This is a genomic window from Halomonas sp. I5-271120, assembly GCF_030553075.1.
Classification (GTDB): domain Bacteria; phylum Pseudomonadota; class Gammaproteobacteria; order Pseudomonadales; family Halomonadaceae; genus Onishia; species Onishia taeanensis_A.
In genome coordinates, this window is record NZ_CP130701.1 from 2,971,019 (window position 1) to 2,997,015 (window position 25,997).

Consider the following 25,997-nt stretch of genomic DNA (forward strand, 5'->3'; position numbering starts at 1 on the left):
CATGCACAAGTTTGAACGTCAGCAGGGCCTGGTGGCACCGCTCGACCGGGCCAACGTCGATACCGACCTGATCATTCCCAAGCAGTTTCTGAAGTCGATCAAGCGCACCGGTTTTGGCGTCAACCTGTTTGATGCCCTGCGCTATCTGGATGAGGGGTACCCGGGCCAGGATGCGTCGCAGCGTCCGCTCAACCCCGATTTCGTGCTCAATCAGCCACGCTATGAGGGCGCCAGCGTGCTGCTGGCCCGGCGCAACTTTGGCTGTGGCAGCTCCCGCGAACACGCGCCCTGGGCACTTGAGGACTTCGGCTTTCGCGTGGTCATCGCGCCGAGCTTCGCCGACATCTTCTACAACAACGCCTTCAAGAACGGCATCCTGCTGGTAACGCTCGAAGAGGACGTCATCGAGCGGCTGTTCAAGGAGGTCGAGGCCAATGAAGGCTACCGTCTGGACGTCGATCTCGAGAACCAGCGTGTGACCACGCCGGCCGGCGAAATTCTCGAGTTCGACGTCGATGCCTTCCGCAAGCACTGCCTGCTCAACGGCCTCGATGACATCGGTATCACCCTGCAGGACGAAGACGCTATTCACGACTTTGAGACCAAGCATCGGGCTGCACGGCCTTGGCTGTTCCGCGAGCCAGCCAAGGCCTGATAGCGAACCGGCCCCACTGATGTCTGCCATCGGTGGGGCCAACCTTCCAGCCTCAACGCTGGACACTGAAGAAAAGGGATGCCCTTAGGGGGCGAACGCGCAGGGAAGCGCCATCTTCTTTTTCGTCAGGCGGGCTCGCCTAGCCTGGCGGTTCAATCATCGAACGACCGGGTCCGCTGCGCGGGCCCGATTGCTAAGAGAGCCACAGCACATGAGCCGCAAGATTCTCGTTCTGCCGGGGGACGGCATCGGCCCGGAAATTACCGCTGAGGCGGTCAAGATCCTCAAGGCCTGCCAGGCCATTGGCCTTGACGTCGACATCGAGGAAGGCCTGGTGGGCGGTGCCGGCTATGACGCCCACGGCGAACCGCTGCCGGCGGTGACCCTCGACCAGGCACGCAGCGCGGATGCGATCCTGTTAGGCGCAGTGGGCGGGCCTAAGTGGGACAAGCTCGAAGATATCAGCAAGCGTCCCGAGAAGGGCCTGCTGGGGCTGCGCAAGGAGCTTTCGCTGTTTGGCAACCTGCGCCCGGCACTGCTCTATCCGCAGCTTGCGGAGGCCTCGAGCCTCAAGCCAGAGGTAGTGTCCGGCCTCGATATCATGATCGTGCGCGAGCTCACCGGCGGCATCTACTTCGGTCAGCCACGCGGCATCGAGGAGCGGGACGGCCAGCGGGTGGGCTTCAATACCTACGTCTACTCGGAAAGCGAAATCGAGCGCATCGGTCGGGTGGCCTTCGAAATGGCGGGCAAACGCGGCGGCAAGCTGTGCTCGGTGGACAAGGCCAACGTGCTTGAGGCCACCATGCTGTGGCGCGAGGTCATGGAGCGGCTGGCACCGGAGTACCCGGGCGTCGAGCTCTCCCACATGTACGTCGATAACGCCGCCATGCAGCTGGTGCGCGCGCCCAAGCAGTTCGATGTGATCGTCACCGGCAACCTGTTTGGCGACATCCTGTCGGACGCCGCCGCCATGCTCACCGGCTCGATCGGCATGCTGCCGTCGGCCTCGCTCAACGCCGACGGCCAGGGCATGTACGAGCCCTGCCACGGCAGCGCGCCGGATATCGCCGGCCAGGGCATTGCCAATCCGCTGGCGACTATCCTTTCGGTGGCGATGATGCTTCGCTACTCGCTGAATGAGGCGGCTCTGGCCGAGCGCATCGAGGCGGCCGTAGGCAAAGTGCTGGACGATGGCCTGCGCACCGCCGACATTGCTTATGCCGGTACTCGCCAGGTGTCTACCGGCGAGATGGGCGATGCCGTGCTGGCGGCGTTCAATACACAGTGAGCCAGGCATTCAAGCTCGAGCCAGCAAGGCCGGTTTGGCAGGGCTCAGTGAGTGATCCATGTTCGCCTGTAAAGGGTTGAAATTTCGATAGAACCGGCCCCATCTGTGCGACGGGGGCGGCTCGTGTATACTTACCCGCTAATTCTTTTCTGGAGGACTTCACATGTTGACAGTCGGTTTCGTGGGTTGGCGTGGCATGGTGGGCTCCGTGCTCATGCAGCGCATGCAGGAAGACAATGAGTTCGTCGGCATCGAGCCGGTGTTCTTCACCACTTCCCAGGTCGGCCAGCCCGGGCCCGATGTCGGCGTGGACGTGCCCCCGCTCAAGGACGCCTTCGATCTGGACGCGCTCAAGGCGCTGGACGTGGTCGTCACCTGCCAGGGCGGCGACTACACCGAGAAGGTCTACAAGGACCTGCGTCAGACCGGCTGGAAGGGCTATTGGATCGATGCCGCCAGCACCCTGCGCATGGCCGACGACGCCACCATCGTGCTGGACCCGGTCAACCGCGACGTTATCGAAGCCCAACTGGCCCGTGGCACCAAGACCTTCACCGGCGGCAACTGCACGGTCAGCCTGATGATGATGGGTCTCGGTGGCCTGTTCGAGGCCAACATGATCGAGTGGATGACCTCGATGACCTATCAGGCCGCTTCCGGCTCCGGCGCCAAGCACATGCGTGAGCTGCTTAATCAAATGGGCGGTCTGCGCGATAGCGTGGCCACCGAGCTTGCCGACCCGGCGAGTGCCATCCTCGACATCGATCGCAAGGTCACCGAGACCATGCGCAGTGGAAGCTTCCCGACCGAAAACTTCGGTGCTCCGCTGGCCGGTAGCCTGCTGCCCTGGATCGACAAGCCGATGGAAAACGGCCAGAGCAAGGAAGAGTGGAAGGGGGGCGCCGAGACCAACAAGATTCTCGGCCTCGATAACAACCCGATTCCCATCGATGGCCTGTGCGTGCGCATCGGTGCCATGCGCTCTCACAGCCAGGCTTTCACCATCAAGCTCAAGCAGGATGTGCCGATCGACGAGATCGAGGATCGTCTGGCCAAGCACAACGAGTGGGTGCGGGTCATCGCCAATGAGAAGGACGCCACCATCGAGGGTCTGACCCCGGCTGCCGCGACCGGCACCCTGAATGTACCCGTGGGCCGTCTGCGCAAGCTGGCCATGGGCGGCGAGTATCTGTCTGCCTTCTCGGTAGGCGACCAGCTGCTGTGGGGGGCCGCCGAGCCGCTCAAGCGCATGCTGAAGATTCTCCGCGAGCAGTAATTCGCTCTGCACGTCGTTTCTGACGCCTCCCTTCGGGGAGGCGTTTTTGTTGCTGATGAGCGTCACCGAACGCCGGCCATGAGCGGCCTCGCGTCTTGAGGCGGCGGTGTTGCATGGTATTGTCAGCGTTGAAATGGCGGCTCGTTTTGCCTTACTCGACGCTCCCTGTTAGCGAAAAGTGTGGGTAGAATAAGATGAAAATTCGATGATTAGGCTGTCGTGACTCACACTCTTAGTTGAAACATCTAATGTGCGAGTACGTTGCCTCCGACCCCTGTGAGGCCCATCGCCGCCATGAACCGCAAGTTTTCTCTGGTCATCTTGTTGACGTCGCTGTCCGCCATGAGCCCCTCGGCCTGGTCCTTGGGCGTGGGGGAGGCACAAGTGGGCTCGGCGCTGGGAGCGCCGCTTGAAGCGATCATTCCGCTGACGGATACGCAGGGTATATCGGCGCAGGGGCTGACGGTTAGCCTGGCCGATGCCGATGGTTACCGGCGTGCCGGCCTCGAGCGTAGCCTGCTGGTCGACGCACTGACTCTTACGGTCGTGCCTCAGTCGGGCGGACTATCCGTCCGGGTCCAGTCGGAGCGAGCGGTGCGCACCCCCTATCTCGACCTGCTGGTGGACATAAACGGGCCTGACGGTGTCGCGCAGCGTCAGGTCACGCTGCTCTTCGACCCCCCCGGCTTCGGCTCGCAGTCGGCCACGCCGGCGATACCCTCTGCAGGGAGCCCTCAGCCAGTAGATAGCCCTCAGCGGATAGAGAACCCTCAGCGAGGAGAGAGCCCTCAGCTTGTGGAAAGCCCTCAGCAGGATAACGGGCGCCAAGCAGAACCTGCTCAGGCGTCGGTTGCATCCCGCGAGCGAGAGGCCGGCTACGTCAACGTCGGCGAGACCCTGTGGGGCGTCGCCAAGCGACTGCGCCCGGATGCCGATATATCGATATCGCAGATGATGATGGCGCTGCTGGATGCCAACCCCGACGCCTTTCCGGGAGGTAATATCAATCGCCTGCGGGCAGGCTACGTGCTGGATGTACCACCTCGGGAGCAGATTGCGTCACGCTCTTCTGAAGACGCCTGGCAGCAGGTGCAGGCTCAGAATAGCGCCTTTGCTCGCGGCGAACCTGCCCCGAACAGGACGTCATCGACGACCTATGAGCAAGCCGCAAGTGGCGGCACGGCGAACGCTGCTGATAGTGCTGCCGGCGAACCTGCCCAAGACGCAACCGGTGGCGCACCGGCGCTTGGGCAGGCAGGCGAGCCGCCGTCTCAGGCCGAGCCAGCGTCCGCTCCTCGAGCCGCTGCTTCCCCCGAAGGTCAGCCCGGTACACAACGCCTGACCCTGCTGACGGATGCTCAGATCGAGTCCGAGGCTAAGGCCGCCGCGTCTGACACGAGCGAGCAGGATCAGCGTCTCGATCGGCTGGAAGCCCAGCTTTCTCAGAGCCAGCAATCCCTTGCCACCATCCGCGATGAACGTGATCGTGCCCAGGCCGAGTTGGCCTCGTTGCGCAAAGATGTCGCCAGTCTGCGTGCCAGCCTGTCGGCGCTTTCAGAACGCCAGGCATCAAGTATTTCCCAGCCCGAAAGCATTGCCCAAGCCGAAAGCGAGCCGGCTGCAAAGGGCGTCGTCGAACGCTACCTGATGCCGCTGTGGGCCGCGCTTGGTCAGGTGGGTCGTACCCTCTACGGTCAGCTGGCGGGCGTCGGCGTACTCGTGTTGCTGGTGCTCTGGTGGCTAGTGCGTCGCCGTCGGGCGGCCGACAAGGCCCATGCCACCGAGGAGGTGTCGGCTTTCGCGGCTTCTTCAGCGGGCGAGACTCACAAGGCCATGGAAGACAGTACGTCTGAACGAGGAGTTCCTGACGCGAGAGAGGCGGTGATGCCTCGGGCCGAGGCCGTCAGTGAGGCGGAGATCTTTATGGCCTATGGCCGTTACGAGAAGGCCCAGGCGCTGCTTGAAGAGGGGCTCGACGCCGAGCCCGACCGCCATGACCTGCGACTCAAGCTGGTCAAGGTCATGGTCGAGCAAGGGCAGTGGCGGCAGGCCCATGCGCAGGCTGAGCGTCTTGCCGTGGATAATGACCCTGCGCGACAGGCAGAGCTTGAGCGCCTGCTGGCCCGTGAGCGGGCCGTGCCGACGCCATCCGCGGCTGAAGCTTCTTCAGGTGCTGATTACGCTGACGGCATGCAGCAGCAGGCCCCGGCGGCAGGCGATGTGGATACACCATCGTCGATTGGTCTGGCGCCGGTCGAGTCGGCTCCGACGTTCCGTCCGCCCATCGAGCGTGACCCGGTCGCCTTCGATGGCAAGGGCCGGCATGCCCGACCGTCCTGGCAGGAAGGAATGGACGTGGCGCCGGAGCAGATCAGTGAGGCCTTACAGGAAGCGTCGAACAGCGATCAGGATGAGGCGGACTCAGATCCCGCTACCTCAGCTACTGCTGACGAGCCCCAGAGTGACAGCCTGAGTGAGAAGAAGGGGCGCGACCAAAGTGCGCAGGAAGCATTCGAAAGACAGCCCGAGAGACAGCCCGAGAGGCAGGCAGACGTCAGCGATGCCGAGGAGGCATCAACCGAGGAGAGCGAGCCGTCTGAGTCGACGAACGACCGTGTGATTGATTATCGCCCGCCGACTCTGGAACCTGATGTCGCAGCACCTGAAGAAACGCTCATGCAGCCCAGTGTGGAATTTCCTCAGTCGCAAACGCCTGCTGCGAGCCGGGGCGATGTGTCTGCCGACGATGAAGAGACGCTTTCCGACGGCGAGGATACACCTGCTGTAGGTGAAGATGCGGGCAGCAACCTGGCAGCGCTGATGCGGCAGGCCGATACGCCTTCCCGTAGCTCGGCGCATGGTGTCAACGAAGAGGAATTGGACATTGAGGAGGTGGCTTTCGAGCCGCTGCATCTGGATAATGGCCAGTCTGCCGATTCCCCGCCGGAAGCTCGGGCGCTGGTCGGCGATGCCGAGGCGCTCCTCAAGCAGGGTGACCATGACCAGGCACAAGGTCTGCTCGCTCGGGCACTGGAAGAAGGGGATGGTGAGACCCGGGAACAGGCAAGCCGCCTGATCGCCCAGCACAACCTATGATGAGCCGATGCCCCTTTTCGAGTCCCTTGATGAAAAGCATCCCCTGACTGGCCGAATGGCCATGGGGGTCGAGTATGACGGCAGCCGCTACTGTGGCTGGCAGCGCCTGAAGCAGGCCCCCTCGGTGCAGGGGGCGCTCGAAAAAGCGATGGCCCGTGTGGCCAATACGCCGGTCACCGTTCACTGCAGCGGTCGAACTGACAGTGGCGTTCATGCGACCCGTCAGATTGTGCATTTCGATGCCCCGGCGCCGCGCTCCGAGAAGGCCTGGGTATTTGGTACCAATGCCAACCTGCCGCGTGATATCGCCGTGCACTGGATCAAAGCGGTACCGGACGATTTTCACGCCCGCTTCCTGGCGCTTGGCAGGCGCTACCGTTACGTCATTCTCAATCAGCCCAGTCGCCCGGTACTGGAACGCGCCAATGCCACCTGGTGTCGTGATCCGCTGGATGTGCCTGCCATGCATGAAGCGGCCCAGGCGTTGGTGGGCGAAAATGATTTCTCGAGCTTCCGCGCCGCGGGCTGTCAGTCCAAGACCACCCAGCGCCACCTGCATTTCATCGAGGTGCATCGACATGGGGCGCTGGTGGTGGTCGATGTCCAGGCCAATGCCTTCCTGCACCACATGATTCGCAACATCGTCGGCGCGCTGATCGCCGTTGGTCGCGGCGAGCAGGGGCGGGACTACCTGGCGCGGCTGCTCGCCCTCAAGGATCGTACCCAGGGCAGCGCCACGGCACCGGGATGCGGCCTGCACTTCGTCGACTCGGTCTACGATGACGTCTATGAACTGCCGCGAGAGCCCCTTGGGCCGAACCTGCTGGCTTTCCTCGGCGAGTGGACCGGCGAGCGGGAGCTGCCGGACTGTCCGCTGGTTGATTTCCGCCGTTCCCGGCCGACCCATGCCTCGGTGCCACCGGGCTTTATCGAAGCGGGCAAACCGCGCTAGAGGATTGGGCCGCCCTGGGGTGGGCTGCTCTAGATTCCACGCCCTGATAAGGGCTTGCCCTAAACGCCGCCGACCGCAACGAGAGGCCTGACATGCAGCGCACGCGTGTAAAAATCTGTGGTCTTACCCGAGAGGAAGACGTTGATGCGGCCGTTGCTGCCGGAGCCGATGCGCTGGGGTTCGTGCTCTGGCCGGGCAGCAAACGCGCCATCGATCTTGCGCGGCTGGCTGAACTGAGTGCTCGGGTGCCTGCCTTCGTGACACGCGTCGGCCTCGTGGTTGATCAGGATGCGCAGTTCGTCGAGGCGGCCTGTGAGCACCTCGATCTGCTGCAGTTCCACGGCGACGAGACACCTGATGTCTGCGAAGGGTTTTCGCGGCCCTACATCAAGGCGCTGCGTATGCGGGAAGGGGTCGATCTCGAGGCCGCTGCAGGCGCCTATGGCAAGGCTCGGGCGCTGCTGCTGGATGCCTATAAACCCGGTGTTCCCGGCGGAACCGGCGAGACCTTCGACTGGTCCCGAATCCCCGCAAACCTGGCAAAACCTGTTATTCTGGCGGGAGGTTTGCACGCGATGAATGTACAGCAGGCCATCCGTGCAGTTGGCCCCTTTGCCGTGGACGTTTCCGGCGGCGTTGAAGCATCGCCCGGCATCAAGGCGGCGGCCAAGATCGACGATTTCCTGCGCCAAGTTCTTACGACCTACCCATCCAAGTTCCAGTGACCCTGTGAGGTGTCTTTCGTGACCAAGTTCAGCGACCTGACCCGCATGCCGGATGCACGAGGCCATTTCGGCGCCTACGGCGGCCGGTTCGTCTCGGAAACGTTGAGCTTCGCCCTGGAGGAGTTGGAAGAGACCTATCTGGCTCTTCGCGATGATCCCGATTTCCAGGCCGAATTCGACCATGATCTGGCCCACTACGTGGGCCGTCCTTCTCCGCTTTACCATGCCGAGCGCTGGTCGAGGGAACTGGGTGGTGCGCAGATCTGGCTGAAGCGCGAGGACCTGAACCACACCGGTGCTCACAAGGTGAATAACACCATCGGCCAGGCCCTGCTGGCCAAGAAGAGCGGTAAGCCACGGGTCATCGCCGAGACCGGTGCCGGCCAGCACGGCGTGGCGACGGCCACCGTGGCGGCCCGCCTGGGCCTCGAATGCGCCATCTATATGGGCGCCGAAGACGTCCAGCGCCAAAAGCTCAACGTCTATCGTATGCAGCTGCTGGGCGCTACCGTGATCCCGGTCGAGTCTGGTTCGCGCACCCTCAAGGACGCCATGAACGAGGCACTGCGCGACTGGGTGACCAACGTCGATAACACTTTCTACATCATTGGTACCGTCGCCGGCCCTCACCCCTATCCGATGCTGGTGCGCGACTTCAACGCTGTGGCTGGTCGCGAGGCCCGGGAGCAGTCTCTCAAGCAGATCGGACGCCTGCCGGATGCACTGATCGCCTGCGTTGGCGGTGGCTCCAATGCGCTCGGCCTGTTCTATCCTTTCGTTGAGGACGAGGACGTCGTCATGTACGGCGTCGAGGCTGGCGGTGACGGCGTCGAGACCGGTCGCCACGCGGCGCCGCTGACCGGCAATGCCCCAAGGGGCGTGCTGCACGGCAACCGCACCTACCTGATGTCCGACGAAGGCGGCCAGGTGTCCGAGACTCACTCCATTTCGGCTGGTCTCGACTATCCGGGCGTGGGGCCTGAGCATGCGCTGTGGAAGGATGTCGGCCGCGTCAACTATGTGGCCGCCAACGACAAGGAGGTGCTCGAGGCATTCCGCGAGCTTACTCATGTCGAGGGCATCATGCCCGCCCTCGAGTCGGCCCACGCGCTGGCCTATGCCAAGGTACTGGCCCCGACCATGCGGCCCGACCAGCATATCGTCATCAATCTCTCGGGGCGCGGTGACAAGGATATTCTCACCGTCGCCAAGCTTGATGGCATCGAGATTTAATCGTGGACCGCGACCAGGACAAGGGTATGAACCGAATCGACCAACGCTTCGCCACGCTCAAGGCGCAGGGCCGCACGGCCCTGATTCCCTACCTCACCGCCGGTGATCCCGCGCCACAGTACACCGTGGGCTTCATGCATGCACTGGTCGAGGCCGGCGCGGATATTATCGAGCTGGGGGTGCCGTTTTCCGACCCGATGGCCGATGGCCCGGTAATCCAGAAGGCTTGCGAACGAGCACTCAAGCACGGCACCCGTCTCACCCATTTGTTTGCCATGGTGCGTGAGTTCCGCGAACAGGACTCCGACACCCCGGTGGTGCTGATGGGCTATCTGAACCCCATCGAGCGCATGGGTTACGAGGCCTTCGCCGACCAGGCGAGCGATGCCGGCGTTGATGGCGTGCTGACCGTCGACATGCCGCCCGAAGAGGCGGATGAATTCGGCCCCGTGCTCAAGGCGCGCGGTCTGCAATCGATCTTCCTGGTGGCCCCTACCACCTCGGATGCTCGCGCCGGTACAATCAGCGCCCATGGCGAAGGCTATCTGTATTATGTCTCGCTCAAGGGCGTGACCGGTGCCGCGACGCTGAACGTCGACGAAATCGACGCGCACCTGGCGCCGCTGCGCAAGCTCTCTGACCTGCCGCTGTGCGTCGGCTTCGGGATTCGCGACGGCGCGACAGCAGCAGCCGTGGGCAAGGTCGCCGAGGGTGTCATCGTCGGCAGTGTGCTGGTCGGACAGATCGCTGCCTGCGTCGACGATCCGGCGGCCATCGCGCCGCGTCTCAAGGATATTCTTGGCGAGATGCGTCAGGCGCTGGACGCCTGACGCCGATGAGCGCATGACGCGCTGCGACATTTGAATCAACATCGGCCCGGTCGCGCCGGGCCCCGCATGATGGAAACCTTCTGATATGAGCTGGCTAGACAAGATCGTGCCCTCCATGGGGCGCATTCAGCGCAAGGACCGTCGCGCTAGCGTGCCGGATGGCCTGTGGCGCAAGTGCCCCAAGTGCGAAGGGGTGTTGTACCTCCCCGAGCTGGAAAAGCACCAGAGCGTCTGTCCCAAGTGCGACCATCATCTGCGCTTGACCGCGCGCAAGCGTCTCGACTGGTTCCTCGATCAGGACGGCCGCGAAGAGATTGCGGCCGATCTGCAGCCGGTGGATCGTCTCAAGTTTCGTGATTCGAAGAAGTACAAGGATCGCCTCGGCGCGGCCCAGAAGAATACCAGCGAGAACGATGCCCTGATCGCTATGCGCGGCCAGTTGGATGGCATGCCGCTGGTGGCCGTGGCCTTCGAGTTCAGCTTCATGGGCGGTTCCATGGGGGCCGTGGTCGGCGAGAAGTTCGTACAGGCCGCGACGCGTTCTCTCGAGGAGGGGGTTCCGCTGGTGTGCTTCGCCGCGTCCGGTGGCGCGCGCATGCAGGAAGCCCTGTTCTCGCTGATGCAGATGGCCAAGACCTCGGCGGCCCTCGAGAAGCTCAAGCAGGCCGGTATTCCCTATATTTCGGTGCTCACCGATCCGGTCTACGGCGGTGTCTCGGCCTCGCTTGCGATGCTTGGTGATCTCAACGTCGCCGAGCCCAATGCCCTGATCGGTTTCGCCGGTCCGCGGGTGATCGAGCAGACGGTCCGCGAGAAGCTGCCGGAAGGCTTCCAGCGCAGCGAGTTCCTGCTCGAGCATGGCACTGTCGACATGATCGTGCATCGCCAGGAAATGCGGGATCGATTAGGCGGCGTGCTGCGCAAGCTGACCCACCAGCCAGCCTCCGGCCTGCCGGAGAGCGAAGAGCCGGATCTGCTTGATGAGGCCGAAGACCTGGCCGAGCCAGAGACCGAAGACGTTAACCGCGAGGCCTGACACCAGCCGTCATGAGCGCAGTTCAACCGCCATCTTCGCGGGTCAGTGACCGCCAGCCCTCAAGCCTTGAGGGCTGGCTCGAGCGCCTCGAGCAGCAGCATCCGGTCAGCATCGACCTTGGCCTCGAACGCGTGGCCAAGGTCGCCGCGCGTCTGGGGCTTTCCCAAACCGGTGCGGCAGAGCGTGTAGACGCCCGTGTAGAAGCCCGTGTCGCGGACAAGATCATCACCGTGGCCGGAACCAACGGCAAGGGCTCGACGGTCGCCATGCTCGACGCCCTGGCTCGCGCCCACGGGCTTACTACCGCTACCTACACCTCGCCTCATCTGCTGCGCTACAACGAGCGTCTGCGCCTTGACGGCGAGGAGGCCAGCGACGCGACCCTGATCGAGGGCTTCGCCCGAGTCGAGGCAGCGCGCCTCGAGGATGAGCCGGTCAGCCTGACCTATTTCGAGGCCGGAACCCTGGCCGGGCTCTGGGCGATTGGCCAGCGCCATCCGGATCTCGCCATTCTGGAGGTGGGGCTGGGCGGCCGGCTGGATGCCGTCAACGTCATCGATGCCGATGTCGGGGTGGTCACCACCGTGGCCCAGGATCATGCCGCATTTCTAGGTACCGACCTCGAGGGCATCGGTCGCGAGAAGGCCGGTATCCTGCGGGCCGGGCGCCCGGCGGTGCTGGGTAGTGCATCGCTGCCGGCAAGCGTCCACGACACGGCGGCCCGGCTGGGTTCACAGGTGCACTGCCTGGCACGAGAGTTCACCCAGAGCGCTGCCGCCGAGGGCTGGTGCTGGCAGGGCCATGACGCCCAGGGCGAAGGCCTTGCTCTCACGGCGCTGCCTGATCCCGGATTGCCGCTGGACAATGCGGCCTCTGCGCTGCAGGCGCTGGCACTCGCCGGTGTGACCCTCGAGGCTGAGGCCTGTCGCCGTGCCTTCCGTGAGGTGGTGCTCGCCGGGCGCATGCAGTGGCGAGGCAACTGGTGCCTGGATGTGGGACATAATCCTCATGCCGCCGCCTATCTCGCCGACCGGCTGTCGCAGCGGCCCTGTGCCGGGCGTCGCGTCGCGCTGCTGGGCATGCTCGCTGACAAGGACGCCGACGGTGTGGTGACGGCATTGGCCGAGGTCGTTGATGCCTGGGTGCCGGCCAGCCTTGGCGGCGACAGGGCCCGGTCTGCCGGCGATCTGGCCGATCTGATTCGCTCCCGAGGCGGTAAGGTGATGTCGCTTGCCGACTCGCCGGCCGCCGGGGCGTCCTGGCTCGAAGCGCACCTCGAGGCTGAAGATGAAGTGCTGGTGTGTGGGTCCTTCTTTACCGTGGCGGAGGTGCTGGCGCGCTGGGAATCGTCAGCGGACGATCCTTCGCTGCAGGCGTAGCAGATAAGTGGCGCGCCAGGAAGGCGAGCCGGGGAGGGGTGAATGAAGTACGGAATGCGTGAACGAGTGAGTGGGGCGATCATCCTGCTAGCCTTGGCAGTGATCTTTCTGCCGATGCTCTTCGACGACCCGGTATCACGAGATGAGCGACCCCAGCCGATGCTCAGCATCGAGGCGCCGCTGGACGTCGAGCGCGTGGAGGTCGATGACCCGCAGCCGCCGAATCGGCTCGATGAGACATCCCGCGATGTGGAGGGTCAGCAGAATGCCTCGGCCCCAGCTCAGTCGAGCATGATAAGTGGCAACGACGACCCTGAGGCCTCACAAGAGTCTTCAGCCGTCTCAGAAGACGCCGCATCCGACTCAGCAGGGGCGACGACCGTCGCCTCCCGAGAGTCGACATCTGCCTCTGAGGCCGCTGCACCTCAGAATCAGGCCGACACCGCTGGGGCAGAACAGTCAGCAGACCCCATCGCTGAGCTTGCTCGGGCGGCGGAAGCCAAGCGTGCTGCCTCCGGCGATTGGTCGGTGCAGGCCGGCAGCTTTGGTGAGCCAGGCAACGCCGAGCGCCTGGCGAAAAAGCTTGAGACCCAGGGCTTCAACGTCTTTAGTCGCCCACGGGGCAATGACCTGACCGCTGTTTATGTTGGCCCCTATGCTAGCGCCGAGGATGGCGAGCGTGCGCGCAGCGAGCTCAAGGCCAAGGCCAATCTGCAGGGTCTGGTGGTGAGGATGTCACCATGACGCTGACGTGGATCGACTGGATCTTTGTGGGGGTGCTGGCCGTTACCATGCTGGCCGGCTTCATGCGTGGTCTGGTCCAGGAAGGCCTGGGTCTCGCTACCTGGGTGCTGGCCCTGCTGGCGGCACGCTTCTTCGCCGAGCCAGTGGCGGACATGCTGTCCGGGTTGATCGACAGCCCCGATGGCCGTCTGGTGCTGGCCTTCGTGTTGGTGACCTTCGTGGTCATCATGCTTGGCGGCATCGTCATCCGCCTTCTGCATGCCGCCGTCGAGTGGGTCGGCATGGGCTTTTTTAACCGGATTGCCGGTGCCGTGTTCGGCACCCTGAAGGGCGGAGTGATCCTGGTGCTGGCCACGCTGCTGATTGGTTTTACGCCGCTCGAGCAGCTCAGCGCCTGGCAGAATGCCGAGGTTCGGCCTACCTTCGAGCGTCTCGAAGCCTGGACGCTCGATCGCGTTGCGGCCTGGGAACGCCAGGATCCAGCGCGTGCCGAGCAGCTGCGCTCACTCTCTCTGCCAGACATTCTGGGGCAGGACGCCCCGGCGAGCGACACCGCTCCTGCGCGCGAGGATGGCGCACCCTGAACCGTTTTTTCATGGCGTCGGCCCGTTCGGCGTCGAAGCACCATTGCAAGCGAGGTAAGCCGGAATGTGCGGTATCGTAGGCCTAATGGCCAATCAGGCGGTGAACCAGGCGTTGTATGACGCCCTGACGGTCCTTCAGCATCGCGGACAGGACGCCGCCGGGATGATGACCTGGCACGAGGGACGCTTCCTGCTGCGCAAGAGTAATGGCCTGGTGCGTGATGTCTTCCACACCCGCCATATGCGCCGCCTCAAGGGCAACCTGGGGATCGGCCATGTACGCTATCCGACTGCCGGGTCCTCCAGCGAAGCGGAGTCACAGCCGTTCTACGTCAACTCGCCCTACGGCATTTCGCTTGCCCATAACGGCAACCTGACCAACTCCGACCAGCTCAAGCAGGAGCTGTTCTCAAGCGACCTGCGTCACATCAATACCAGCTCCGACTCCGAGGTGCTGCTCAACGTCTTCGCCCATGAGCTCGGCAAGCAGGGTCTGAGCATGGGCCCGGAGGACATTTTCGACGCCGTTCGTCGGGTGCATCGTCGCTGCATCGGTGGCTATGCGGCCGTGGCCATCATCAACGGCTATGGCATGGTTGCTTTCCGTGACCCTCACGGCATTCGTCCGGTGGTCTTCGGCACCCGTCAGGAAGAAGGGCGCCAGGAGGTGATGATCGCCTCGGAGTCGGTGGCGCTGGACGTGGGCGGCTTTGAACTGCACCGCGACCTGGCCCCGGGCGAGGCGATCTTCGTCGACCTCGATGGCAATATTCATACCCAGTCCTGTGCCGACAATCCCATACTTGCCCCCTGCATCTTCGAGCATGTCTATCTGGCGCGTCCGGATTCCATCCTCGACGGTGCTTATGTTTACGGCACACGCATGCAGATGGGCCGTAAGCTGGGCGATCGCATCCGTCAGGAGTGGCCGGACTACGACATCGACGTGGTGATCCCGATTCCCGATACCTCGCGGACCTCGGCGCTGGAACTCGCCCAGCATCTTGGGGTGACCTACCGTGAAGGCTTCATGAAGAACCGCTATATCGGGCGGACCTTCATCATGCCGGGGCAGACGATGCGCAAGAAATCGGTGCGTCAGAAGCTCAATGCCATCGACGTCGAGTTCAAGGGCAAGAACGTGCTGCTGGTGGATGATTCCATCGTGCGTGGCACCACCTGCAACGAGATCATCCAGATGGCCCGCGAGGCCGGCGCCAACAAGGTCTACTTTGCTTCCGCCGCACCGCCCGTGCGTTACCCGAACGTCTATGGCATCGACATGCCGTCGGCCGAAGAGCTGATTGCTCATGGTCGCACCGAGGCTGAGGTGGGCGACCTGATCGGTGCCGATCGCATGATCTATCAGGATCTCGAAGACCTGAAGACGGCCTGTCGTGACGTCAATCCGGCGCTGGAAGATTTCGACTGCTCGGTCTTCGATGGCCGCTACATCACCGGCGATATCGATGAGGCCTACCTGAACAACCTGCAAGCCTCGCGTAACGACTCCGCCAAGGATCATAGCGCCGGTGACCATGCCCTGGTCGGCATGCACAATCAGGACGATGATCAGGACGACGAATTCGCTTGAAGGGAGACGGCATGAACGACGAAAGCGGCTTTGAGGCCTGGCATGACTGGGCGCTCGATACCCAGGCGATCCGCGCTGGCCATGCCCGCACCGCGGAACAGGAGCACGGTGAGCCGATCTTCCCGACGTCGAGCTTCGTCTATGGCAGTGCCGCCGAGGCGGCGCGCAAGTTCGGCGGGGAAGAACCGGGCAACATCTATTCGCGTTTCACCAATCCCACGGTGCGCACCTTCGAGAAGCGCTTGGCGGCCATGGAAGGCGGCGAGCGCTGTGTCGCGACCAGCTCGGGCATGGCCGCCATTCTGTCCACGGTGCTGGGGCTTTTAGAGGCCGGCGACGAGATCGTCGCGTCGCGCTCGCTGTTCGGCTCCACGGTCAGCCTGTTCGACAAGTACCTCGCCAAGTTTGGCATCGTTACCCACTACGTGGAGCTGTCGAATCTGGAGGCCTGGGAAGCGGCGATGACCCCGCGGACCAGGCTTCTGTTCGCGGAGACGCCGTCGAATCCGCTCTCCGAGGTGGTGGATATCCCGGCCCTCGCCAAGATCGCTCATCGCCATGACGCGTTACTGGCGATCGATAACTGCTTCCTGACGCCGGCGCTGCAGCGCCCGCTAGCGCTGGGCGCCGATCTGGTGATCCACTCGGCCACCAAGTATCTGGACGGCCAGGGCCGTGCGCTGGGCGGTGCGGTGGTCGGTCGTGACAAGGAACTCGAAGCGCTCTACGGAGTGGTGCGGACCTGCGGGCCCTGCATGAGCCCCTTCAACGCCTGGGTGTTCCTCAAGGGCCTGGAGACGCTGAGCCTTCGCATGCGCGCCCACTGTGACAATGCGCTGGCGCTGGCGCATTTCCTTGACGCACATCCGGCGGTGAGCAAGGTTCATTACAGCGGCCTTGAGACCCACCCGCAGCATCGGCTGGCCGCCGATCAGCAGCGCGGTTTCGGCGGGGTGCTGGGCTTCGAAGTCGAGGGTGGCCGCGAGGCGGCCTGGTCGGTCATCGATGCGACCCGCATCCTGTCGATTACTGGCAACCTGGGGGACGTGAAATCCACCATTGGCCATCCCGCCACGACGACTCATGGCCGTCTCTCCGATGAGCAGAAGCTCGCTGCCGGCATCGCCGAAGGGCTTGTCCGAGTCTCGGTGGGCCTTGAGGATATCGAGGACATCAAGGGCGATCTGGCCCGTGGGCTCGATGCGCTGATGAGCTGACGTTTATCCGGCTCATGTCCATGAATGGCGCCCCGCTTGTCGGGGCGTTGCTGTGTCTGGGGCAGGCCACGGCCATCGTTGGCGTAAAGTACATGAAACGTTCATATTTTTGCGCTGTTCCACGCGGGCCCGATAGGTATGATCAGGAACTGATATACAGTCAACTCTTCACGTAGCGGCAGCTCCACTGCGGTGGCACCCATTACCAAGGCCAGGAGGGCAGGGGAATGTGGCGTAATACTCGCCGAGGGTGGGGCATCGTCAGCATTGTGCTGCACTGGGTCAGTGCTGTCGCGATCGTCGGACTCTTCGCCCTCGGGTGGTGGATGACCGATCTAGGCTACTACGACAGCTGGTATAACCTGGCTCCCTGGTGGCATCGTTCGATCGGCATGCTGCTGTTCGCTGCGACGCTTTTACGCCTGACCTGGCGAACCGCAAGCACATCGCCGGCATTGCCCGGAGCAAGGTTCGAGCGGCTTGCCGCCGAGCTTGGCCATCTGGGGCTCTATGTGCTGCTGGTGGCCGTTCTCGTCAGCGGCTACCTTATTTCTACTGCCGATGGGCGCGGCATCAGCGTATTCGATTGGTTTGAGGTGCCGGCCATTGTCAGCGACCTGCCTCGCCAGGCAACGCTTGCCGGAACTGTCCACTGGTATCTCGCTCTGGCCCTGATCGGTCTCGCTATCGTTCACATGCTGGCCGCATTCAAGCATCACGTTATTGACCGCCATGACGTTCTGGTTCGCATGGTTAACCCGCGTATCTCGCGCAAGCCGTGACGGTGTTTTGATGCGTTGCATCAGTCTTCCAATGCCGGGCGCCGCCAAGTCGGTGCCCAGACAAGCTTTCATCCAAGAAGGAGCAAGATGATGTTGAAGAAGACAGCACTAGCCGCCCTGACCGCTGCCGCTCTGGTGCCCGTGAGCCAGGCTCAGGCCGCTGATTACATGATCGATACCGAAGGGCAGCATGCCTTCGTACAGTTCAAGATCAGTCACTTGGGCTTCTCCTACATTCTGGGTTCTTTCGAGGAGTTCAGTGGCGACTTCAGCTACGATCCCGAGAACCTGGCAGCGTCCTCAGTGTCCATGGAGGTTGATGTCGAAAGCCTGAACACCAACCAGGCCGAGCGTGATAAGCATATTCTCAGTGAAGATTTCCTCAATGCCGGGGAATATCCGACGGCCACCTTTACATCTACCGGTTTCGAGTCGACCGGCGAAGGTGAGGGTGTGCTGACAGGCGAGCTGAGCCTGCATGGCAAGACGCAGGAAATCGAGATGAACGTCGAGCACATCGGCGGTGGTGAAGATCCGTGGGGCAACTATCGCCAAGGCTTCGAGGGCAGCACTACCCTGACGCTTGCCGACTTTGACATCGACATGAGCAGCATGCCGGCGCCGATGCAAGAGCTTGAGCTCTATGTGACCTTTGAAGGCATTCGTCAGTAAGACGCGCCTCGTACAGGTGATGACCAGGGCACTGCCGGGCGACCGGTGGTGCTTTTTTTATGCCGCAACGGACAAGTTTGATGGCAACAGTTCTGTGGGAAAGGTCTGTGGAAAGTGCAGCCTGAGGTGAGATAAAAAAACCGGCCAACGAAGTTGGCCGGTTCGCGAGTTCCGTTCGCTGCTTTCGGGATAGTCAGTCATGTTGCCCCTGTTGTCTGTGGTTTCTCCTAGGGTGATTGGACTGTGTTAGAAGACGTTGTTTAGCACGGCATCGGGGAAGTGACGACGGAGCATGCGGTTCTGGAATCCGTCCACGAAGCGACAATTGATGATGATGATAAAGCGCTCGAAGGGACGGCTCTGATCCCGCTGGGTCATGGCATCGACACTGTGGAAGAGCCGGTCATCATACAGGTGCAATACCTGTCCGGGGTCGGTGACGTGCTCCAGCAACGGCTGCTGGCCGGCCTTGTCGGCATACAGGCGATTGGTAGCGCCATCGACATTGTCGCGATTGATGACCAGGATGCTCAGGAACTTGCAGCCGTCGGCATGAATCCCCTGCCCTTGCAGTGGGTCGACCATGCCCTTGCCACGGCTGCCGGTAATTTGCATGAGGATCGGCTCACGTGGGCCGATCCCCCACAGCTTGGCCCAGGCCTTGACGAAGGCCTTGACGTCCTGACGTTCCGTGAAGCGCTCTTCCAGGGCCGGGTAGTAGCGAAGCTTGTCGGCCATGCTTTCCGCATCGTTGAAGGCACCGCCCTGCGCCATGGGGCAGTCGCCCATGACGTCCACCTCGCCGTCTTCGGTGATGTTCAGCCAGGACATGCGCTTCCAGCGGCGGTTCACATAGGGGTCCCTGGGGAGAGTGGGCAGGAAGCTTGCCCAGGCATCCAGATCGATGTGCGACGAGATGTCGGCCAGGCTCCAGCCTTGGCGAGACAGTTCCTGAAAGACGCTAGGCTCCCAGTAAGCCGGGAGGATTGGCTGGGCGACAGCAGACAGGTCGTAACCGTGTTTCAGGCTTTCGTTTTTCATGGTCTCATACCTCTTGGGGTTATGCTGCCAGTACTGGCAGCAGGAAAAGCTGCTACAAAGGCAACCCCTCAAGGTTTGAGATAGTTGGTCAAGAAAGCCAATCAAACGTGTAAATTTCTCACAGCCACGATACGATCAGCTCGTATTTAAGCTAGGATGGGAGACGCATGGCGTGTAGCCCTTCAGCATGGAAGGCATCATGAAGGATCACAGTAAGTTATTGGGGTGTGAGTATTGCCACACTTCGCCGAGAGGATAGTCTTGAGCGAAGTTGCCGGCGGTGCCCTACGATGATCTGGGAGACGTGTACTTGCCTTTTGCCTTTCGGCACATATCTAGCGTTTTCAATCGGCTAGCCACATGGCGGTATACCAGAACGCTGATGTTTTCTGGTCTGATCGCCGTGGCGGTCTTGATTTGCGCCACCCTCGATAATCCGCACTTTCTCCAGATCGCCGGTATAGTGCTACTGTGCCTGGCGCTTTACTTCTGCCTGAAGCGAATCCTGCGCGATGAAGCGGCGGTCACATCGGGGGCTGGCGATCTCGAGAGGGTTCAGCGCCACTATTCCGAAAGCGAGCAGCGCTTTCGGGCCCTGCTGGAAAGCCTGCCCAAGGTGGCCGTGCAGGGTTACGATCGCGATCGGCGCGTCATCTACTGGAACTCGGCCAGTACCGAGCTCTATGGCTATACGCGTCATGAGGCACAGGGCCAGCTGCTCGAAGACCTGATCATTCCTAGCGAGATGCGTTACGGGGTCATCGATGCCCATCGTGCCTGGGTGCAGGAGGGCATCGAGATTCCGGCCACTGAACTCGAACTCAAGCGCAAGTTCGGCGAGCCGGTGTCGGTATTCTCCCACCATGTCATGCTTGGCGAGCATACCGAAGAACCGCTGATGTTCTGCATCGATGTCGACCTCTCCGACCAGAAACAGGCTCGGCGAGACCTGGACTTTGTCACTCGGTTCGACTCCCTGACCATGCTGCCCAATCGCGGGACGTTTGCGACCCAGCTCAATGAGTGTCTGGCCAATGCCGGGCGGCTGGGAGAAGTGGTCGCCGTGGTGTTCGCCGATATACAAGGCTTTGGCGAGATCAACGATGCCGAGGGATACGAGCTCGGCGACCGCCTGCTGGTTGAGGTTGCTCATCGCTTGCGTAGCTGCCAGCGAAGCTCTGATCTACTGTCCAGGTTTGGTGGCGATGAATTCGTAATGGCCTTCCCGCATCTCGAGGCCGGCAGCAACGCGATGCCGTTGGTCGAAAAGGTGCTCTCAGCCTTCGAGGAACCCTTCGATATCGGGCTTGGCGAGTTGCATGTCAGCCTTAAGTTCGGGGTCAGCCTCTATCCGGATAATGGGCGTAGTGCACGCGAATTGATCCAGAATGCCGATGTGGCCAAGAACCGGGCAAAGCTTGCCACCGGGCAGGCCTACTGGCTCTTCGATCAGCGTCTGCATGATGAGCTGATTCATGAGTACCGTTTGGTCGAGCGTCTGCAGCGAGCGCTGCGTGATGGTGAGCTGGAGCTGTATTATCAGCCGCAAGTGGCTGCCACCAGTGGTCGGGTGGAGAACCTGGAAGCCCTGGTCCGATGGTTCCCCTGCGAAGGTGGCAGCATTCCGCCGTCAGAGTTTATCCCGGTGGCCGAGCGCTCGAATCTGATCTATCGCATTGGCGAGTGGGTCATCCATGAGGCCTGTCGTCAGCAGGCCGAGTGGAAGGCGTCGGGCCTGGGGGACTGTCGTATCGACATCAACCTTTCCGGCAAACAAGTGATCCAGCATGATGTCTTCGCTTACCTCGAAAGCTGCATGGACCAGTTTGGCCTGACGACTCGGGATATCGGCATCGAGCTGACCGAGAACGTCTTGATACGGGCTGATCAGCACATCCTCACTACGCTGCGCCGGCTCTACCATCGCGGCATGAAAATCGCCATCGACGACTTTGGCACTGGCTATTCGTCACTGAGCTATCTCAAGCAGTTTCCGATCACGTCGTTGAAGATCGACCGTGGTTTTTTGCGGGATGCCCCGGATGAGCCAAGCGATCGCGCCATCATGGCGGCGATGGTCTTCATCGGCCACCAGCTTGGCCTGGAAGTGGTCGCCGAGGGCGTCGAGAACGAGGAGCAGCTTGAGCTGGTTCGCGAGTTTGGCTGTGACCTGGTGCAGGGGTTTTACTACTTCAAGCCGATGAGCGCCGACGATATTGGTCGCCTGCAGAGCTCGTTGATGGCGGTCCGTGGCCAACTGCCGAGCCACTGATTCAGCCACTGATTTTGCATGACTATCCCGGTTTTCGGGCCTGCGCAATGGCGTCGTGGGGCGTACAATGTCGCCCCTTTGCATAGTCGCCTGGAGGCAATGTGCCCGTATCGGATGCAGTGAGCGAATCCTTGGGGCGTCGGTTATGGCGCCAGACCTGGCCGATGGCCATCGGTGTGATGGCCCTGTTGGGCTTCCAGCTGGTCGATAGTGCCTTTATCGCCCGCCTGGGCACGGCGCCCCTGGCCGCCCAGTCGTTTACCTTTCCGCTATCCTTTCTGATCATCGGCGTCCAGGTGGGCCTGGGGATCGCCATCGCGGCCCAGCTGTCGCGGGTACTGGGCGCTGGTGAGCATGAACGCGCTAGGCGTCTGGGCAGCCTGGTGCTAGTGGTTGCCGGCTGCGTGATCGCGGTGTTGGCGTTATTGCTGTGGACCTTGCAGGGCCGCCTGTTTCCCCTGCTCGGGGCAGAGTCCGATAGCCTTTCCTTGATTCGATCCTATTGGGGACCTCAGCTTCTGGCGGCTTGGTTGGGGGCCCTGGTCTACTTCGGCTATAGCCTCTTTCGTGCCCACGGCGATACCCGCTTGCCGGGCAAGCTGATGGTGGTGACTAGCCTGATCAACCTGATGCTCGATCCGTTGCTGATCTTCGGCGTCGGTGACTGGGAGGGCCTGGGGCTTCCCGGTGCGGCCTGGGCCACGGTGCTGGCGTTCAGCGGCGGGCTGGTGTTGCTGTCGGGGCGTCTTGCTCGTCATGACTGGTTGGCCTGGCAGGGGCTGCTTTCCGAGGCACGCCGTTCGGCGCCTGGGTTTGCAGGAATCGCCGCGCCGGCCATGGTCAGTCAGCTGATGCCACCCCTGGCAGCGATGCTTTCCACCCGCATTGTCGCGACCCTCGGGGAGACCAGCGTGGCGGCCTGGGGCCTTGCCAGTCGCCTGGAAACGGTATCGCTGATGCTGGTACTGGCGCTGACCATGTCACTGCCGCCCTGGCTCGGGCGCTGTCATGGCGCCGGCGATGGGGACACCATTCGCCGCCTGATGCGCCTGGCGGCTCGGGTCATCATCGGCTGGCAGTTGGCGCTGGGCGTGCTGCTGGCCTTGGCGGCTCCCTGGGTTGCACTCTTGCTGTCGGGCAATCCGGAGGTCCGTGATGATCTGGCCATGCTGATTCGCTTCTTGCTGCCAAGCTATGCCTTGCTGGGCCTGTGTATGGTGGTGGTGTCGGCCGGCAATGCCCTGGGCTGGCCGCTGGGGGCGATGCTGATGTCGGGCGTCCGCCTGTTTGTCTGCTATCTGCCCTGCCTGTGGCTGGGCAGCCAGCTTGCGGGCATGGCCGGATTGGCCATGGGCGCGGCGATCGGTAATGTCCTGGCCGGCACTCTCGCCTGGTGGTTATATCAGCAGCGACGTCCGTCGATAGACTATTCGCAGTGATATTTTCTTTTTATGGCTTTTTATTAGGGTTAAGTGCTGCTTAATTGCCTTAATTTTGGGCTTTAATCCGATATAAATGATCTTATTCAGAATATTTTTCTGATTCCCCTCCCTTATACTCGTGTCCCTCGTCAGCGCGCTGACGGGGCATGCCCTGATGGTCATTGGGGCGGGCATGAGGCGCAGCATATCCAACGAAAGCAACAAGACAGCAACAAGAAGGGGAGAGGCAATGAAGGTCGTCGTACTCGGCAGCGGTGTGGTGGGTGTCACCAGTGCGTACTACCTGGCGCGTCAGGGCCATGAGGTCACGGTCATCGATCGCCAGGACGCGCCGGCCATGGAGACTAGCTATGGCAATGCCGGCCAGGTCTCGTTCGGCTTTTCCTCCCCCTGGGCGGCTCCCGGCATACCCCAGAAGGCCATGAAGTGGATGTTCCAGGAACACGCGCCGCTCAAGATCCAGCCCAAGCCCGACCCCACCATGGCGCGCTTCATGATGCAGATGTTCAAGAACTGCACGCCCGAGCGCTATGCGATCAACAAGGAGCGCATGGTGCGTGTCGCCGAGTACAGCCGCGGCTGCATCAACGCGCTGCGCGAGGATACCGGGATCCGCTACGAGGATCGCCAGAAGGGCTTGATGCAGCTGTTTCGCAACGAGAGTCAGGTCGCTGCAGTAGGCAAGGACATGCGGATCCTCGAGCAGTGTGGGGTGCGTCACAAGCTGCTCAATGCCGAGGAGATCAAGGACGTCGAGCCGGCGCTAGCCCGGGTGCCTGGCAAGTTCGTCGGTGGCCTGCACCTGCCTGACGACCAGACCGGTGATTGCCATCTCTTCACCAACCGCCTGGCCGATTACTGCCGCGAGCAGCTCGGTGTGACCTTCCGTTTCGGGGTGACCATCGAGCGCTTGAAGCGCAGCGCGGGCCGAGTCGAATCGGTCGTGACCAGCGCCGGCGAGATCAGTGCCGATGCCTATGTGGTGTGCATGGGCAGCTTCTCCAAGTTCCTGGTCAAGGATCTGGATATTCGCCTGCCGATCTACCCGGTCAAGGGGTACAGCCTGACCGTGCCGATCACCGATGAAGGCGGTGCGCCTCAGTCGACGGTGATGGATGAGAGCTACAAGGTGGCGATTTCGCGCTTCAACGACCGCATTCGGGTCGGCGGTACGGCGGAGCTCGCCTCCTACGACATGAGTCTGCTCGAGAAGCGGCGTGCCACCATCAGCATGGTGGTGAAGGATGTCTTCCCGGAAGGGGGCGATGTCGGCCGGGCTGAATTCTGGACCGGCCTGCGCCCGATGACGCCGGACTCCACGCCGATCATTGGCGCCACCAAATACGACAACCTGTGGCTGAATACCGGCCACGGCACCCTGGGCTGGACCATGAGCTGTGGTAGCGCCCATCTGCTGGCCGATCTGATGGATCGCCGCAAGACAGAGATCGACCCTAAAGATCTGGACGTCAGCCGCTACGCAAGCTGATCCATCCGTCTGCGGACTATCTCCCGCCCCGTCGGCACCGCCGGCGGGGCGGTTTGTCGTTCGGGAAGGCATCGGCTCAGGCGAGGTAGGGGCAGAACGCAACACGCCCGGGCGAACCCGGGCGTGCTGGTGTGGCGGGGGTGCCTACTTAGTTGACCGCCGCGAAGGCCTTGGCCAGGTAGGGCAGGTTCTCATCGGAGAAGCCTGCCACGTTGGCCCGGCCCGAGCGCACCATGTAGATGCCGAACTCGTCACGCAGCCTGTCGACCTGCTCCGGGCTGAGGCCGGTGTAGGAGAACATGCCGCGCTGCTCGCCGACACAGGCGAACTTGTCGGCCAGGCCATGGGGCTTCAGGGCTTCGACGAAGTCGCGACGCAGGCCGTTGATGCGATCGCGCATCTCGGTCAGCTCCTCGCGCCACACCGCGGCCAGCTCCGCCGACTCGAGGATCTCGGTGACGATGGCGCCGCCATGGGCGGGCGGGTTGGAGTAGTTCTCGCGGGCCACGATAGCGACCTGGGAGCGCACGTTCTCCATCTGCTCCTGGTTCTTGGCGATTACCACCAGGGCGCCGGTGCGCTCACGGTAGATGCCGAAGTTCTTGGAGCAGGAACTGGTGATCAGCACCTCATCGAGATTCTCGGCCAGCAGGCGCGCGCCATAGGCGTCTTCCTCGAGGCCTTCACCAAAGCCCTGATAGGCGAAGTCGACCAGCGGCAGCAGCTCGCGTTCCTGTACCACCTCCAGCACCTGCTGCCACTGCTCACGGGACAGGTCGAAGCCGGACGGGTTATGACAGCAGGCGTGCAGCACCACGACGTCACCCACCGGGATCTCCTTCAGCGCCGCCAGCATGCCCGGGAAGTCCAGACGGTTGTCGGCATCGACGTAGGGATACTTGCCAAGCTTCAGCTCGGCGGCATGAAAGATGCCCAGGTGGTTCGGCCAGGTGGGATCGCTGACCCAGATGCCGCGGCCCGGCAGCTGGGTGCGAATGAAGTCCGCGGCCAGGCGCAGGGCCCCGGTGCCGCCGGGCGACTGGGTCGCACTGGCGCGGTTGGCTGCCAGCACCGGCGACTCCTCGCCCAGCAGCATGGGCAGGATCACCTTGCCGTAGCGCGGATCACCGTGAGAGCCGATGTAGCTCTTGGTGGTCTCGTTCTTCAGCAGCAGGGCTTCGGCCTCCTTGACGGCCCGCATCACGGGCGTCGTGCCGGCGGCATCCCGGTAGACCCCGACGCCCAGGTCGACTTTCTGGGGGTTGGTGTCGTTGTTGAAGGCTTCGATCAACCCGAGGATCGCGTCCCCGGGCACCCGCTGAATCTGCTCGAACATTTTAGGCTGCAACCTCGTCGGTTCTGGCGGCTAGGATGAAATCGTTCTTGTGCAGGCCCTTCATTTCATGTGACCACCAGGTCACGGTGACCTTGCCCCATTCGGTAAGAAGCGCGGGATGGTGACCGGCTTCCTCGGCAATGTCACCGACCCGATTGGTAAAGGCGAGGGCCTGCTTGAAATTGCGGAACTTGAAGACACGTTCCAGTTGCATGATGCCATCGCGGTCGATGATCTGCCACTCGGGAATCTGCTGGCCAAGCATCTCGACCTCGCTGTCGGTGACGTGGGGAGCATCCCAGCTGCAGGCTTCGCACTGCTGTTCGGAAAGATCGCTCATGGGGTAATCCT

At 62.4% G+C, this 25,997-nt stretch carries 22 protein-coding genes; 19 read left to right on the plus strand and 3 right to left on the minus strand.

Translation table 11 applies throughout. From position 1 onward, the window contains the following. The first annotated feature begins 1 nt into the window (after position 1). The 16 genes from leuD (at position 2) to Q2K57_RS13400 (ending at position 18,066) form a co-directional block, all read left to right on the plus strand. Positions 2–655: a 3-isopropylmalate dehydratase small subunit gene (leuD, locus tag Q2K57_RS13325; RefSeq protein WP_112053229.1), complete on the plus strand. Its 654-nt coding sequence runs from the start codon at positions 2–4 to the stop codon at positions 653–655. A gap of 211 nt (positions 656–866) precedes the next feature. Further along, positions 867–1,946 carry a 3-isopropylmalate dehydrogenase gene (gene leuB / locus Q2K57_RS13330; RefSeq protein ID WP_304525360.1) on the plus strand — a complete coding sequence of 360 codons (1,080 nt, stop codon included), beginning with the start codon at positions 867–869 and terminating at the stop codon, positions 1,944–1,946. Positions 1,947–2,109: 163 nt separating this feature from the next. Continuing rightward, positions 2,110–3,222, plus strand: a complete 1,113-nt coding sequence (gene asd / locus Q2K57_RS13335; RefSeq protein ID WP_112053227.1) for an aspartate-semialdehyde dehydrogenase — start codon at positions 2,110–2,112, stop codon at positions 3,220–3,222. Between the two features lie 294 nt (positions 3,223–3,516). Beyond that, the gene (locus Q2K57_RS13340; protein ID WP_304525361.1) at positions 3,517–6,318 is read left to right on the plus strand and encodes a FimV/HubP family polar landmark protein; all 2,802 of its coding nucleotides are present in this window, start codon (positions 3,517–3,519) and stop codon (positions 6,316–6,318) included. Between the two features lie 7 nt (positions 6,319–6,325). Next, entirely contained in the window at positions 6,326–7,270 is a 945-nt protein-coding gene (gene truA / locus Q2K57_RS13345; RefSeq protein WP_112053225.1) for a tRNA pseudouridine(38-40) synthase TruA, read from the plus strand. A gap of 92 nt (positions 7,271–7,362) precedes the next feature. Beyond that, entirely contained in the window at positions 7,363–7,995 is a 633-nt protein-coding gene (locus Q2K57_RS13350; protein ID WP_304525362.1) for a phosphoribosylanthranilate isomerase, read from the plus strand. 45 nt (positions 7,996–8,040) lie between these two features. Then, positions 8,041–9,228: a tryptophan synthase subunit beta gene (gene trpB, locus Q2K57_RS13355; protein ID WP_304526702.1), complete on the plus strand. Its 1,188-nt coding sequence runs from the start codon at positions 8,041–8,043 to the stop codon at positions 9,226–9,228. Positions 9,229–9,254: 26 nt separating this feature from the next. Beyond that, a complete protein-coding gene (gene trpA / locus Q2K57_RS13360) occupies positions 9,255–10,058 on the plus strand; it encodes a tryptophan synthase subunit alpha (protein WP_304525363.1) in 804 nt (267 codons plus the stop codon). An 85-nt stretch (positions 10,059–10,143) separates the two neighbouring features. Then, complete coding sequence (accD, locus tag Q2K57_RS13365) at positions 10,144–11,094, plus strand: acetyl-CoA carboxylase, carboxyltransferase subunit beta (RefSeq protein ID WP_304525364.1); 951 nt, start codon at positions 10,144–10,146, stop codon at positions 11,092–11,094. An 11-nt stretch (positions 11,095–11,105) separates the two neighbouring features. Beyond that, positions 11,106–12,473: a bifunctional tetrahydrofolate synthase/dihydrofolate synthase gene (gene folC, locus Q2K57_RS13370; protein WP_304525365.1), complete on the plus strand. Its 1,368-nt coding sequence runs from the start codon at positions 11,106–11,108 to the stop codon at positions 12,471–12,473. A gap of 42 nt (positions 12,474–12,515) precedes the next feature. After that, positions 12,516–13,217: an SPOR domain-containing protein gene (locus tag Q2K57_RS13375; RefSeq protein WP_304525366.1), complete on the plus strand. Its 702-nt coding sequence runs from the start codon at positions 12,516–12,518 to the stop codon at positions 13,215–13,217. Continuing rightward, complete coding sequence (locus Q2K57_RS13380) at positions 13,214–13,801, plus strand: CvpA family protein (RefSeq protein WP_112053219.1); 588 nt, start codon at positions 13,214–13,216, stop codon at positions 13,799–13,801. The genes Q2K57_RS13375 and Q2K57_RS13380 overlap by 4 nt, the downstream gene beginning before the upstream one ends. A 64-nt stretch (positions 13,802–13,865) precedes the next feature. Beyond that, positions 13,866–15,395 carry an amidophosphoribosyltransferase gene (gene purF, locus Q2K57_RS13385; RefSeq protein WP_112053218.1) on the plus strand — a complete coding sequence of 510 codons (1,530 nt, stop codon included), beginning with the start codon at positions 13,866–13,868 and terminating at the stop codon, positions 15,393–15,395. An 11-nt stretch (positions 15,396–15,406) separates the two neighbouring features. Beyond that, positions 15,407–16,612 (plus strand): O-succinylhomoserine sulfhydrylase, encoded by a 1,206-nt coding sequence (locus Q2K57_RS13390; protein WP_304525367.1) that lies wholly within the window; start codon positions 15,407–15,409, stop codon positions 16,610–16,612. Between the two features lie 227 nt (positions 16,613–16,839). Then, positions 16,840–17,394, plus strand: a complete 555-nt coding sequence (locus tag Q2K57_RS13395; RefSeq protein ID WP_304525368.1) for a cytochrome b — start codon at positions 16,840–16,842, stop codon at positions 17,392–17,394. A 90-nt stretch (positions 17,395–17,484) separates the two neighbouring features. After that, positions 17,485–18,066, plus strand: coding sequence for a YceI family protein (locus Q2K57_RS13400; protein WP_112053215.1), 582 nt, complete (start codon positions 17,485–17,487; stop codon positions 18,064–18,066). Positions 18,067–18,312: 246 nt separating this feature from the next. Here Q2K57_RS13400 and Q2K57_RS13405 read toward each other — a convergent pair whose 3' ends face one another. After that, entirely contained in the window at positions 18,313–19,107 is a 795-nt protein-coding gene (locus tag Q2K57_RS13405) for a 2OG-Fe dioxygenase family protein (RefSeq protein WP_112053214.1), read from the minus strand. Positions 19,108–19,489: 382 nt separating this feature from the next. Here Q2K57_RS13405 and Q2K57_RS13410 point away from each other — a divergent pair, with 382 nt between their 5' ends. The 3 genes from Q2K57_RS13410 (at position 19,490) to Q2K57_RS13420 (ending at position 24,310) form a co-directional block, all read left to right on the plus strand. Beyond that, positions 19,490–21,379, plus strand: coding sequence for a bifunctional diguanylate cyclase/phosphodiesterase (locus Q2K57_RS13410; RefSeq protein WP_112053213.1), 1,890 nt, complete (start codon positions 19,490–19,492; stop codon positions 21,377–21,379). A 164-nt stretch (positions 21,380–21,543) separates the two neighbouring features. Beyond that, the gene (locus tag Q2K57_RS13415; RefSeq protein ID WP_304526703.1) at positions 21,544–22,818 is read left to right on the plus strand and encodes an MATE family efflux transporter; all 1,275 of its coding nucleotides are present in this window, start codon (positions 21,544–21,546) and stop codon (positions 22,816–22,818) included. A gap of 232 nt (positions 22,819–23,050) precedes the next feature. Beyond that, positions 23,051–24,310 (plus strand): D-amino acid dehydrogenase, encoded by a 1,260-nt coding sequence (locus Q2K57_RS13420; protein WP_304525369.1) that lies wholly within the window; start codon positions 23,051–23,053, stop codon positions 24,308–24,310. Between the two features lie 148 nt (positions 24,311–24,458). Here the strand turns inward: Q2K57_RS13420 and Q2K57_RS13425 are convergent, their stop codons facing one another. Both Q2K57_RS13425 and Q2K57_RS13430 read right to left on the minus strand, forming a co-directional pair. Continuing rightward, on the minus strand, positions 24,459–25,646 hold the full coding sequence (locus tag Q2K57_RS13425) for an amino acid aminotransferase (RefSeq protein ID WP_112053211.1): 1,188 nt from the start codon (positions 25,644–25,646) through the stop codon (positions 24,459–24,461). A gap of 1 nt (position 25,647) precedes the next feature. Then, positions 25,648–25,986, minus strand: a complete 339-nt coding sequence (locus Q2K57_RS13430) for a 4a-hydroxytetrahydrobiopterin dehydratase (RefSeq protein WP_304525370.1) — start codon at positions 25,984–25,986, stop codon at positions 25,648–25,650. Positions 25,987–25,997 lie beyond the last annotated feature (11 nt).

Coding starts and splice junctions, on each gene's coding strand:
- leuD (WP_112053229.1), top strand. CDS start 2: ATGCACAAGTTTGAACGTCAGCAGGGCCTGGTGGCACCGCTCGACCGG.
- leuB (WP_304525360.1), top strand. CDS start 867: ATGAGCCGCAAGATTCTCGTTCTGCCGGGGGACGGCATCGGCCCGGAA.
- asd (WP_112053227.1), top strand. CDS start 2,110: ATGTTGACAGTCGGTTTCGTGGGTTGGCGTGGCATGGTGGGCTCCGTG.
- Q2K57_RS13340 (WP_304525361.1), top strand. CDS start 3,517: ATGAACCGCAAGTTTTCTCTGGTCATCTTGTTGACGTCGCTGTCCGCC.
- truA (WP_112053225.1), top strand. CDS start 6,326: ATGCCCCTTTTCGAGTCCCTTGATGAAAAGCATCCCCTGACTGGCCGA.
- Q2K57_RS13350 (WP_304525362.1), top strand. CDS start 7,363: ATGCAGCGCACGCGTGTAAAAATCTGTGGTCTTACCCGAGAGGAAGAC.
- trpB (WP_304526702.1), top strand. CDS start 8,041: ATGCCGGATGCACGAGGCCATTTCGGCGCCTACGGCGGCCGGTTCGTC.
- trpA (WP_304525363.1), top strand. CDS start 9,255: ATGAACCGAATCGACCAACGCTTCGCCACGCTCAAGGCGCAGGGCCGC.
- accD (WP_304525364.1), top strand. CDS start 10,144: ATGAGCTGGCTAGACAAGATCGTGCCCTCCATGGGGCGCATTCAGCGC.
- folC (WP_304525365.1), top strand. CDS start 11,106: ATGAGCGCAGTTCAACCGCCATCTTCGCGGGTCAGTGACCGCCAGCCC.
- Q2K57_RS13375 (WP_304525366.1), top strand. CDS start 12,516: ATGAAGTACGGAATGCGTGAACGAGTGAGTGGGGCGATCATCCTGCTA.
- Q2K57_RS13380 (WP_112053219.1), top strand. CDS start 13,214: ATGACGCTGACGTGGATCGACTGGATCTTTGTGGGGGTGCTGGCCGTT.
- purF (WP_112053218.1), top strand. CDS start 13,866: ATGTGCGGTATCGTAGGCCTAATGGCCAATCAGGCGGTGAACCAGGCG.
- Q2K57_RS13390 (WP_304525367.1), top strand. CDS start 15,407: ATGAACGACGAAAGCGGCTTTGAGGCCTGGCATGACTGGGCGCTCGAT.
- Q2K57_RS13395 (WP_304525368.1), top strand. CDS start 16,840: ATGTGGCGTAATACTCGCCGAGGGTGGGGCATCGTCAGCATTGTGCTG.
- Q2K57_RS13400 (WP_112053215.1), top strand. CDS start 17,485: ATGTTGAAGAAGACAGCACTAGCCGCCCTGACCGCTGCCGCTCTGGTG.
- Q2K57_RS13405 (WP_112053214.1), bottom strand. CDS start 19,107: ATGAAAAACGAAAGCCTGAAACACGGTTACGACCTGTCTGCTGTCGCC.
- Q2K57_RS13410 (WP_112053213.1), top strand. CDS start 19,490: ATGTTTTCTGGTCTGATCGCCGTGGCGGTCTTGATTTGCGCCACCCTC.
- Q2K57_RS13415 (WP_304526703.1), top strand. CDS start 21,544: ATGGCCATCGGTGTGATGGCCCTGTTGGGCTTCCAGCTGGTCGATAGT.
- Q2K57_RS13420 (WP_304525369.1), top strand. CDS start 23,051: ATGAAGGTCGTCGTACTCGGCAGCGGTGTGGTGGGTGTCACCAGTGCG.
- Q2K57_RS13425 (WP_112053211.1), bottom strand. CDS start 25,646: ATGTTCGAGCAGATTCAGCGGGTGCCCGGGGACGCGATCCTCGGGTTG.
- Q2K57_RS13430 (WP_304525370.1), bottom strand. CDS start 25,986: ATGAGCGATCTTTCCGAACAGCAGTGCGAAGCCTGCAGCTGGGATGCT.